Annotated in this window: 11 protein-coding genes; 3 read left to right on the top strand and 8 right to left on the bottom strand. The window is 74.9% G+C overall.

Going from position 1 to position 8,920, the window contains the following annotated elements; genetic code table 11:
- Positions 1–4 precede the first annotated feature (4 nt).
- Together AB0H83_RS02225 and AB0H83_RS02230 are read right to left on the bottom strand one after the other, a co-directional pair.
- Positions 5–1,186 (bottom strand): hypothetical protein, encoded by a 1,182-nt coding sequence (locus AB0H83_RS02225; protein ID WP_360085420.1) that lies wholly within the window; start codon positions 1,184–1,186, stop codon positions 5–7.
- Between the two features lie 45 nt (positions 1,187–1,231).
- Positions 1,232–1,666, bottom strand: coding sequence for a hypothetical protein (locus AB0H83_RS02230; protein ID WP_360085423.1), 435 nt, complete (start codon positions 1,664–1,666; stop codon positions 1,232–1,234).
- A 174-nt stretch (positions 1,667–1,840) separates the two neighbouring features.
- On the opposite strand from AB0H83_RS02230, the gene AB0H83_RS02235 reads away from it, so the two are divergent.
- Positions 1,841–2,275, top strand: coding sequence for a cupin domain-containing protein (locus AB0H83_RS02235; protein ID WP_360085426.1), 435 nt, complete (start codon positions 1,841–1,843; stop codon positions 2,273–2,275).
- A 56-nt stretch (positions 2,276–2,331) separates the two neighbouring features.
- Here the strand turns inward: AB0H83_RS02235 and AB0H83_RS02240 are convergent, their stop codons facing one another.
- The 5 genes from AB0H83_RS02240 to AB0H83_RS02260 all read right to left on the bottom strand — a co-directional run bounded on the left by AB0H83_RS02240 (position 2,332) and on the right by AB0H83_RS02260 (position 6,107).
- Complete coding sequence (locus AB0H83_RS02240; RefSeq protein WP_360085429.1) at positions 2,332–3,219, bottom strand: NlpC/P60 family protein; 888 nt, start codon at positions 3,217–3,219, stop codon at positions 2,332–2,334.
- A gap of 389 nt (positions 3,220–3,608) precedes the next feature.
- Entirely contained in the window at positions 3,609–4,112 is a 504-nt protein-coding gene (locus AB0H83_RS02245) for a YbaK/EbsC family protein (protein WP_360085432.1), read from the bottom strand.
- A 44-nt stretch (positions 4,113–4,156) separates the two neighbouring features.
- Entirely contained in the window at positions 4,157–5,068 is a 912-nt protein-coding gene (locus AB0H83_RS02250) for an LLM class flavin-dependent oxidoreductase (RefSeq protein WP_360085435.1), read from the bottom strand.
- Between the two features lie 83 nt (positions 5,069–5,151).
- Positions 5,152–5,697, bottom strand: a complete 546-nt coding sequence (locus AB0H83_RS02255) for a YdeI/OmpD-associated family protein (protein ID WP_360085438.1) — start codon at positions 5,695–5,697, stop codon at positions 5,152–5,154.
- The gene (locus AB0H83_RS02260; RefSeq protein WP_360085441.1) at positions 5,697–6,107 is read right to left on the bottom strand and encodes a VOC family protein; all 411 of its coding nucleotides are present in this window, start codon (positions 6,105–6,107) and stop codon (positions 5,697–5,699) included. Before AB0H83_RS02260 ends, AB0H83_RS02255 begins: the two co-directional genes overlap by 1 nt.
- A gap of 63 nt (positions 6,108–6,170) precedes the next feature.
- On the opposite strand from AB0H83_RS02260, the gene AB0H83_RS02265 reads away from it, so the two are divergent.
- Positions 6,171–7,121, top strand: a complete 951-nt coding sequence (locus AB0H83_RS02265) for a WYL domain-containing protein (RefSeq protein ID WP_360085444.1) — start codon at positions 6,171–6,173, stop codon at positions 7,119–7,121.
- Between the two features lie 140 nt (positions 7,122–7,261).
- Here the strand turns inward: AB0H83_RS02265 and AB0H83_RS02270 are convergent, their stop codons facing one another.
- Positions 7,262–8,266, bottom strand: a complete 1,005-nt coding sequence (locus tag AB0H83_RS02270) for a LacI family DNA-binding transcriptional regulator (protein ID WP_360085446.1) — start codon at positions 8,264–8,266, stop codon at positions 7,262–7,264.
- Positions 8,267–8,492: 226 nt separating this feature from the next.
- Between AB0H83_RS02270 and AB0H83_RS02275 the strand changes: the two genes are divergently transcribed.
- A partial coding sequence (locus AB0H83_RS02275; protein ID WP_360085449.1) for a class I SAM-dependent methyltransferase occupies positions 8,493–8,920 on the top strand: 428 nt, incomplete at its 3' end.

An 8,920-nucleotide genomic window follows, 5' to 3' on the forward strand; every position in this document is an offset into this window, starting at 1 on the left:
CGGGTCAGCGGGTCAGCGAGGACGACGACACCGACGGGGGCCGGGCGCCGAGGAAGTAGATGCCGGGGAAGCCGGGCGTCTCGAACCCGGCGCTCGGGTTCTTCCGCAGCGTCGAGCTCTCGATCGACATCGTCCCGGTGCGGTCGTTGCTGACGAAGAACACCGCCCCGCCGCCCTCGTTCGCCTTGTTCTGCTCCACGAGCGTGCCGGCGAGCCGCACGGTGAACAGGTTGCCGTCGCAGTAGATCGCGCCGCCGCTGCCGCCCCCCGGGGTGCCGCCGCGGGCCGGGTTGGCGCCCTTGCCGACCGCCGAGTTGTACGACAGCACGCTGTTGAGCACCACCCACGACACCCCGATGCTGCTCAGCGCGCCGCCGTTGGCGCACACCCCGCCCTGGCCGGAGGCACCGCCGAAGGTGCTGCCCACGACGTACACCGGCTGGTTGTGGTACTGGCTCAGCACCCGGATCGCGGCGCCGCCGAGGTCGGGCCCGGTCTGGTCGCAGCGGTTGCGCACGAACCGCGAGTTGACGACCTTGAACCGGCCGCCGCGCACGAAGATCGCGCCGCCGCCGCCACCCTCCGTGGTGTCGCCGGTCGAGTTGCCGTCGGCGAACGTCAGGTTCTGCACCGTCAGCGACGGGTGGTCCTGGTCCTGGCAGTGCGACGTGGTCCAGCCCTGGTTCTTGTCGCACGTGTTCATGTACAGGATGCGCCGCCTGCCCTCGCCGCTGAGCGTCACCTTGCCGCCGCCGTCGAGCACGATCTTGGCGCCCTGCACGTTCCTGACCTTCGCGGTGGCCTTCATGGCGATCGTCACCGGGTCGGGCCCGCAGTTGAACGTGATGATCCCGCCCGCGCCGACCGCCGACACGACGGCCTCCGACGTGCAGCTGCCCGGTGTGCCGGTGCCGACGACCCGGGACGGCTTGGACGTGTCGACGGCCCGCGCCTCCGCCGGGACGCTCGCCCGCCCGTTCGGGTTGCCGTTGACCTGCGCGGGCGCGGCCGGCGCCGAACTGGACGGCGGCGTGGTGCCGGGCGTCGCCGGTACCGACGGCGCCGCGGACTGCGGCGAAGCGCTGCCGGCGGCCGCAGCGGGCCGTGGCTTCGCCGGTGACCCGCCGCACCCGCCGAGCGCGAGAACGACCGTCGTCAGTGCCGCTGCCAGGGCGCGTCGTCGCATCCGGCGATCCTACGACCGCCGGACGCGGCGGCGGAGAGGGTGCCGTCAGCGCAGTCCGCGCTCCCAGTCGACGGCGGCGGCCTCGAGGGTCTCCGGGTCGAGGTCCAGGGTTACCGGGTAGTCGTAGGTGCGGTGGCGCTCCTCGCCGAGCCACGGCGGCGCCGCCGCCAGGGAGAACCCGACGGTGACCCGGGGCTGCAGGTGGTCGTGCTCCTCCAAGGTGAACGTCAGGCTCGGCGCCGCGAACGACAGCCGGTCCGGCAGCTCCAGCCGGCCCTTGGCGGCCTTGAGCAGCCAGCCGCCGAGCGTCGCCGCCTCCTCCGCGGTGAGGCACGCGTCCCGGAACGTCCACGCCCGCCCGTCCCCGGCGTCGACGACACCCTCGACGACGAGCAGTCCGGCGGGAGCATCCGGATGGGGGCGCGTGCGGTCCACGACGCGCAGCTCGACGGTGCCGCCGCCCGGTGCCTCCAGCCTCACAGCGCTTCCAGCTTCACAGTGCCACCAGTTCCTCGACCTCGATCTCGACCTCGCTGCGCCCGCCGTCGCAACGGCGACGGTTGACCCAGCCCAGCATCGCAAGCCCGCCGCCCCGAGCGCACCGGACGTTCGGCCGGACGCTGGCTGCCCGGCGGCGGTCGCTACCGTGGCGGGATGACGACGCGACCACGGCTGGCGGAGCTGCTCGACCTGGCGCCGCACCCGGAAGGCGGCTGGTTCCGGGAGACGTGGCGCTCGCCGGTGACGTTCTCCCCGGACGGCTACGACGGCCCCCGCAACGCGGCCACCGCGATCTACTTCCTGCTGCATCCGGGCGAGGAGTCGGCGTGGCACGTGGTGCGCTCCGCCGAGCTGTGGTTCTGGCACTCGGGTGGCCCGCTCGCGCTGCGCCTCGGCGGCTCCGGCGAGCGCCCCGGCGACGGGCCGACCACCCTGCTCGGCGGCGACGTCGCGGCGGGGCAGCGGCCCCAGGTGCTGGTCCCCGCCGGCGTGTGGCAGGCCGCGACGCCGACCGGTGCCGAGCCGGTGCTGGTCAGCTGCGTGGTGGCGCCGGGGTTCGACTTCGCCGACTTCCGCCTGGAGCACTGACGCCGGACGGTCCACACCGTCCGGTGTGGACCGTCCGGTGTGGACCCGTCCGCCGCCTAGACCCGCCGGGCGAAGCGGAACGCGTAGACCGGCGAGATCTTCACCCCGCCCCGCTCGGTGGAGGCGTGCACCATCCGGCCCCCGCCGATGTAGATGCCGACGTGGCCGGCCGACGGGAACACCAGGTCACCGGGGCGCAGCTCGCCGCGGCCGACCGGCCGGCCGACCCTCGCCAGGGCCCCGGTCTGGTGCGGCAGTGAGATCCCGGCCCGCCGGAACGCGGCGGCCACCAGCCCCGAGCAGTCGAACCGGTCGGGGCCGGCGGAGCCGAAGCCGTACCCCTTGCCGACCTGAGCAAGCGCGAACCCGACCACCCCGTCACCGCCGACCGCGGGCGCTCCGGTCCACAGCGCCGTGCCTGATGCCGTGCCCGGCGCGGGGCGCGGCGGCATGGTGCGGGCCGCCGGGCGGCGGGGCGCGGCCTGGTGCGGTGCCGTGCCGCGGGCCGTGGTGGCCCGGGCGGCCGAGGGGCGCTGCCGGCCGGGCACCGTGCGTGGCGTGGCCTTACCCGCCGGCCGGGCCCGCGGCCGGCCGCGGCTCGTGGCCGCCCCCGCAGGCCGGCTCCCTGCGGCCGTCTTTGTGGTCGCCCCCGTGGCGGTCGACCCCGCTGCGGGGCCGGTCACCGTGGCCGCCTCGGGCCAGGCGGGCCGGTCCGTGGCCGCCGCCGCGGTGAGCCGCTCCCGCAGGGCGGCCCGGCTCGCGGCGCGGATCTCGCGGACCTCGGCGAACGCGTCGAGTGCGGGCTGCTGGTGGTACGCGAGCGAGCGGACCCCTGGAGGCGGCGCCTGGATGCTGACGAAGGTGGTGCCGGCGGCGCCCGCGTCACCGTCGGCGCCGCGCGCCGGGCCGCTCGCGGTGACCGTGCACAGGATCGCGCAGAGCACGGTGCCGAGGCCGGTGCGCAGCTGGGTCCGGAGGTTGATCCGCGGGCGGTGCCCCCGGCCGGCGTACGAGGTCTTCGCCGCGACAAGGCCGCGGCGGGCCGCCTCACGGCGGCGTAACGGATATGTGGACAGTGCGACTCCCCGCTAGGCCCGGGGCTCACCTGCGCTCTCCGGTGACCCGGCCGCGGGGCGCACGTCGTGCGCCACTACGGCCCGGATCGCGTGCTCCGGCGGCGGAAACCGCCGGAACGCGGGGCACCGGAGACCCGGGTAATGATGGCTGGCCAGCGCCACGTTTCCACAAATTCCGGATAAGTCCGGCTTTTTGCGCAAATTGCTATTGGCGAGGGCTGTTGCCGCCGGGTACCAACCGGAAACGTGCGCGTCGATCAGCGCCCGGCCGGCGGCTCGGGATCCGAGACGTCCGCGACCGTCGCCTTCAGGGTCTCGACGGCGGCGCCGGCGTCGACGGCCAGCGCGACGCCGTGCCGGCCGCCGCCCAGCGTGATCTCGCGGCCGAGGACGCGCTCGTCGGCGATCACCGGCCACGCCGTCGTCGCGCCGAACGGGGTGATCGTGCCGCGCTCGTAGCCCGTCGCGTCGCGGGCGGTCGACGCGTCCGGCATCGACAGCCGGTTGACGCCGAGCAGGGCGCGCAGCTTCGGCCAGGAGATGACCCGGTCACCGGGCACGAGCACGAACCGGTAGTCGCCGTCGCCGAGCCGCACCACGATCGTCTTGACGACGTCAGGGACCGCCACGCCCCGCGCCGCGGCGGCCTCGGCGAGGCTGCGGACCGGTCCGTGCTCGACGACCCGGAACGCGATCCCGCTGGCCTCGGCCGCCGCCACCGCCGGGTTCCCGCCGGGGCCGGGTGCTGGATCAGGGGACATCGGCGCTCCGTTTCGTCGTTCTCCGGCAACGGTACCGGCATGCTTCAGCCGACCAGTGGGCGTACCCGCTCCGCTACGAACCGCATGAACCCTTCCGGATCGGGGTCGTCGGGCGTCGGCTGCAGGACGACGGTGTCGGCGCCCGCGTCCGCCCAGCGGTTGACGGCGTCGGCGACCGCGTGTGCGTCCCCGGCGACGGACACGTCCTGCCCGTCGCGGTACCCCCACCGGACCCGCTCGGCCGCCATCCGCTCCTCGGCGCCGGCGCCGGTGGCGGCGTGCAGGTACACCACGACCGGGTGCGGGGCGCTGCGCCCGGCGGCCTGCCGCCCCTCGTCGATGAGCCGGCGCGCCGCCCTAACCCCGTCGACGTCGGTGCCGCCGGTGAGGATCGTGCCGTCGGCCACCTCGCCGGCCAGCCGCAGCGTCTTCGGCCCGGTCGCGCCGACCAGCACCCCGGGATTCAGCGCCCGGTCGCCCCCGGCCTGACCGTCGGCTCCGTGACCGGCCGGCGGCCAGTCGAGGGCGACCCCGTCGAGCCGTACGTACGTGCCCTGGACGCTGAGCCGCTCACCGGCGAGCAGCCCGCGCAGGGCGGTCACGTACTCGCGCAGCAGCGTCAGCGGCGACCCGGCCCGCGCGCCGACCTGGCCCATCCAGTCCTGCACCCCGTGCCCGACCCCGACGAGCGCGCGCCCCGGGAACAGCCGGTACAGCGTCGCGAGCTCCATCCCGGTCAGCGCCACGTTGCGCAGCGGGACGGGCAGCAGCCCCACCCCGACCCGCAGCCGCTGTGACCAGGCGAGGGCCGCCGCCGCGGTCGCCACCCCGCTCTCGAGGAAGCAGTCCTCCCACAGCCACAGCTCCTCCAGCCCGCTGTCGTCGGCGGCACGGACCACGGCGCGCAGCCGCTCGGGCGGCAGCTGCGGCACGAACACGGCACCCAGAGTCGTCATCCCGCCATGCTGCCAGCCGCCCGCCGCCGGTGCCGCGCGATCACCCGCCGTGCTGCCGGCCTTCCGCCGCCGGTGCCGCGCGATCACCCGCCGAGCTGCCCGACGATCGCCCGTACGCGGGCGGCCCGGCCGGCCTCGGTGCGCAGCTTCAGCAACTGCAGGATCAGCAGGTACCGCTCGGTGCCGGGCAGCGCGTCGAACGCCGCCCGCGCCCGGTCGTCGGCCGCCAGGGCCTCGGCGAGGTCGGGCGGGACGGTCGCGGTGCGCTGCGACGGGTACGCCGCCGCCCACCGCCCGTCCGCCTGCGCCCTCGCCACCTCGGCCAGCCCCGCGGGCCGCATCCGGCCGGCCGCGGTCAGCGCCTCCACCTTCGCCACGTTCACCTGGGACCACGTGCTGCGAGGGCGGCGCGGGACGTACCGCTGCAGGAAATGCCGCTCGTCCAGACCCTTGCGCTGCCCGTCGATCCAGCCGAAGCACAGGGCCACGTCGAGCGCCTCCCGCACCGACAGGCTCTGCACGCCGCTGCCCTTCTTGCCGACGAGGATCCACACCTCGGCGGCGGTGGCGTGGTGCTCGGCGAGCCACGCCTCGAACGCCGCCTCGTCGGCGAACAGGACCGGCTCCATCAGGCGCCCGCGATCCCGGCGACGACCTCGAGGTAGTGCGGGTTGTGCATGACGCCGACGACGTTGCCGAACGGGTCGGTCACCGCGGCCGTCACGAACCCGTGCCCGCGCTCGGTGACCGGCTGCAGCGGCGTCGCGCCCATCGACGTGAGCCGCCGCAGGGTGCCTTCGAGGTCGTCGACGTGCCAGTACATGAACGCGCCGGCCGGTGCGGTCGTGGTGTCGTGCGGCGCGTACCGGCTGTCGACGATGCCGATCTCGTCCTGGTGGTCGCCGATGCGGAACTCGGCGTAGCCGGGCCGCTCGAAGTAGGGCTCGACGCCGAACAGCTCCGCATACCACCGCTTGGCGGCGTCGTGGTCGGCGGCGAAGAAGCTCAGGGTCGCGAATCCGCGGAACGTGGTGGTCATGGGTACGACGCTAACGACAATTGCGGAAAGGTTGGTTCCGCAATGTCTGGCAGACTTCAGCGGATGTTGGAGACCTCGGCGCGGCTGCTGCGGTTGCTGTCGCTGCTGCAGAGCCGCCGCGACTGGTCCGGCGCCGACCTCGCCGACCGGCTCGCCGTCACCACCCGGACCGTGCGCAACGACGTCGAGCGGCTGCGCAGCCTCGGGTACCACATCGACTCCAGCACCGGCAGGACCGGCGGCTACCGCCTCGGCGCGGGCACCGCGACCCCGCCGCTGCTGCTGGACGACGAGGAGGCGGTCGCGGTCGCGGTCGGGCTACGCGCGGCGGCCGCCGGATCCGTGACCGGCCTGGAGGATCCGGCGCTGCGGGCACTGATCAAGCTGGAGCAGACCCTGCCGCCCCGGCTGCGCCGCCGCGTCGACGCGCTGCGCTCGGCGACCGTCTCCGCCGCCGGGGGCGGCCCCACCGTCGACGCGGCGCTGCTCACCGCCCTGGCCGCGGCGACCCGTGACCACGAGCGGATCAACTTCGACTACAAGGACCGGCGGCGCCGCGCCGAGCCGCACCGCCTGGTCTACACGGGGCGGCGCTGGTACCTGCTCGCCTGGGACGTCGACCGGGGCGACTGGCGGACGTTCCGCGCCGACCTCGTGGTGCTGCACACCCCGACCGGCCCGCGCTTCGCCCCCCGCGAGCCACCCGGCGGCGACGCCGTCGCCCACGTGCTGCGCGGCGTCGCCTCCACGGCCTGGCGGTTTCCTGCCCGGATCCGGCTGCACGCGCCGATCGCGGAGGTGACGGCGCGGCTGGCGTCGACGGCCGGGCTGCTCACCCCGACCGGCGACGCCACCTGCGAGCTGGAGACCGGCGCGGACAAGCTGATGGATCTGGCCGGCTTCCTGGGGGCGATCGGGTTCGGGTTCACGGTGCTGGACCCGCCGGAGCTGCGCGACCTGCTGCGCGACCTTGCGGCGCGGTACCAGGCCGCGGCTGCCGAGGCCGACGGCTAGGCAGTGCTTCTGGCTTTCCCGCCGGGTGTTCTTGTGGTTTCCGTCGGGCGGCTTCGTGCGGCTCGGCTTCGTGCGGCTCGGCTTCGTGCGGCTCGGCTTCGTGCGGCTCGGCTTCGTGCGGCTTCCGGTGGGTGGCGTGGTCAGGGCGCGGTGGTGGTGGACCGCTCGATCAGGCGCGTCGGCAGCACGACTCTGCGCGCCGGCCCGTCGTCGCCGTCGAGCCGGGACAGCAACAGCCGCGCCGCGTGCAGGCCCATCTCCTCCGGGTCATGCGCGATGACGCTCACCCCGAGCACGTCCCCGAGGTCCAGCTCGTCGAACCCGATCAACGCCGTCCCGCGCCCGGCGCCACCACCCTGCCGCAGCGCCCGCAGGGCGCCGGTCGTGATCCGGTTGTTGGTCGTGAACACCGCCGTCGGTGCCGGGTCCCGGGCCAGCAGCGCCAGCACCGCCTGCTCGGCCTTGTCGACGTCGTGCGCGTCCTCCAGGAGGTACTCCCGCCAACCCGCGACCCCGGCGGCCTCCATCGCCTCCGCGAACCCTTCGACCCGGTCCTGGTGGGTGCTCAACCGCGACAGGTCCCCGACGATCCCGATCCGCCGGTGCCCCCGCTCCAGCAGGTGCTCGGCCGCCCGCTTCGCCCCGCCCCGGTTGTCCAGCAGCACCGCGTCCGCGGTCAGGTTCACCGGCGGCCGGTCCACGAACACGAACGGACTCCCGTGCCGCCGCTCCGCCGCCAGATGCCCGTGCTCCGCCATCGTCGAGGCGACGATCAGCCCACGGACCCTGCGCTCCAGCAACGAGTCCGTGAGCCGCCCCTCCCACTCCGGGTTCTCGTCGGTGCTGGCGGTGATGAGCTGCAACCCGTGCATCCGCAGCTCCCGCTCCAGCCCGCTGGCCAGCCGCGAGTAGAACGGGTTCGCCAGGTCCCCGCTGAGCAGCCCGACGAGCGTCGAGGTGTTCCCGCCCCGGCGCAGCTCCCTGGCCGTCCGGTTCAGCCGGTACCCCAACTCGTCCGCGGCGCTCTGCACCCGCGCCTTCGTCTCCACGGCGACGTACCCCTCGCCGCTCAACGCCCGCGACGCCGTCTTGACCGACACTCCCGACAGCGCCGCCACCTGTGCGAGGCTCGGCCGGCTACCCATCGGAGGATTATGGCAGCATCCACCGGCCGCCACGGTTGACGCAGTCCCGCCGTGGGACAGCGCACCCCGCACCGGCTCTCGGCGGCGGCTCTCGGCGGCGGCTCCTGCTGGCGGTTCTTGCCGGCGGCTCTTGGTGGCGGCTCTTGGTGGCGGCTCTTGGTGGCGCGGCGTGATTCTCGGCGGTCCCCGGGGCTGGGCGCTTGTCGTCGCGTCTTACGGTGACGGCATGACGCGGGACCTGTGGGCCGGGGGCGATGCCTACGAGGCGTACGTCGGCCGGTGGAGCCGCCCCGTCGCGGCCCTGTTCGTGCCGTGGCTGGCAGTGCCGCCGGGCCGGCGCTGGCTCGACGTCGGCTGCGGCACCGGCGCCCTCACCGGCACCGTCCTGGCCACCGCCGCACCGGCCGAGGTGACCGGCATCGACCCGTCACAGGCGTTTCTGACCACGGCGAAGTCGCGCCTCACCTCCGGCTCCACCGTGCCCCTGGCCACGGGCGATGCACGGACCCCCGGCTCCACCGTGCCCCTTGCTACGGGTGCGGCACAGACCTCCGGCTCAACCGTGCCCCTGGCCACGGGCGATGCACGGACCCCCGGCTCCACCGTGCCCCTTGCTACGGGTGCGGCACAGACCTCCGGCTCAACCGTGCCCCT

It is taken from the genome of Dactylosporangium sp. NPDC050688 (assembly GCF_040654515.1).
Classification (GTDB): Bacteria; Actinomycetota; Actinomycetes; order Mycobacteriales; family Micromonosporaceae; genus Dactylosporangium.

Bases quoted from the DNA above. Each gene is read 5' to 3' on its own strand.
- AB0H83_RS02250 (WP_360085435.1), bottom strand. From the start codon at position 5,068: ATGACGACTCTGGGTGCCGTGTTCGTGCCGCAGCTGCCGCCCGAGCGG.
- AB0H83_RS02260 (WP_360085441.1), bottom strand. From the start codon at position 6,107: ATGACCACCACGTTCCGCGGATTCGCGACCCTGAGCTTCTTCGCCGCC.
- AB0H83_RS02245 (WP_360085432.1), bottom strand. From the start codon at position 4,112: ATGTCCCCTGATCCAGCACCCGGCCCCGGCGGGAACCCGGCGGTGGCG.
- AB0H83_RS02235 (WP_360085426.1), top strand. From the start codon at position 1,841: ATGACGACGCGACCACGGCTGGCGGAGCTGCTCGACCTGGCGCCGCAC.
- AB0H83_RS02255 (WP_360085438.1), bottom strand. From the start codon at position 5,697: ATGGAGCCGGTCCTGTTCGCCGACGAGGCGGCGTTCGAGGCGTGGCTC.
- AB0H83_RS02270 (WP_360085446.1), bottom strand. From the start codon at position 8,266: ATGGGTAGCCGGCCGAGCCTCGCACAGGTGGCGGCGCTGTCGGGAGTG.
- AB0H83_RS02265 (WP_360085444.1), top strand. From the start codon at position 6,171: ATGTTGGAGACCTCGGCGCGGCTGCTGCGGTTGCTGTCGCTGCTGCAG.
- AB0H83_RS02225 (WP_360085420.1), bottom strand. From the start codon at position 1,186: ATGCGACGACGCGCCCTGGCAGCGGCACTGACGACGGTCGTTCTCGCG.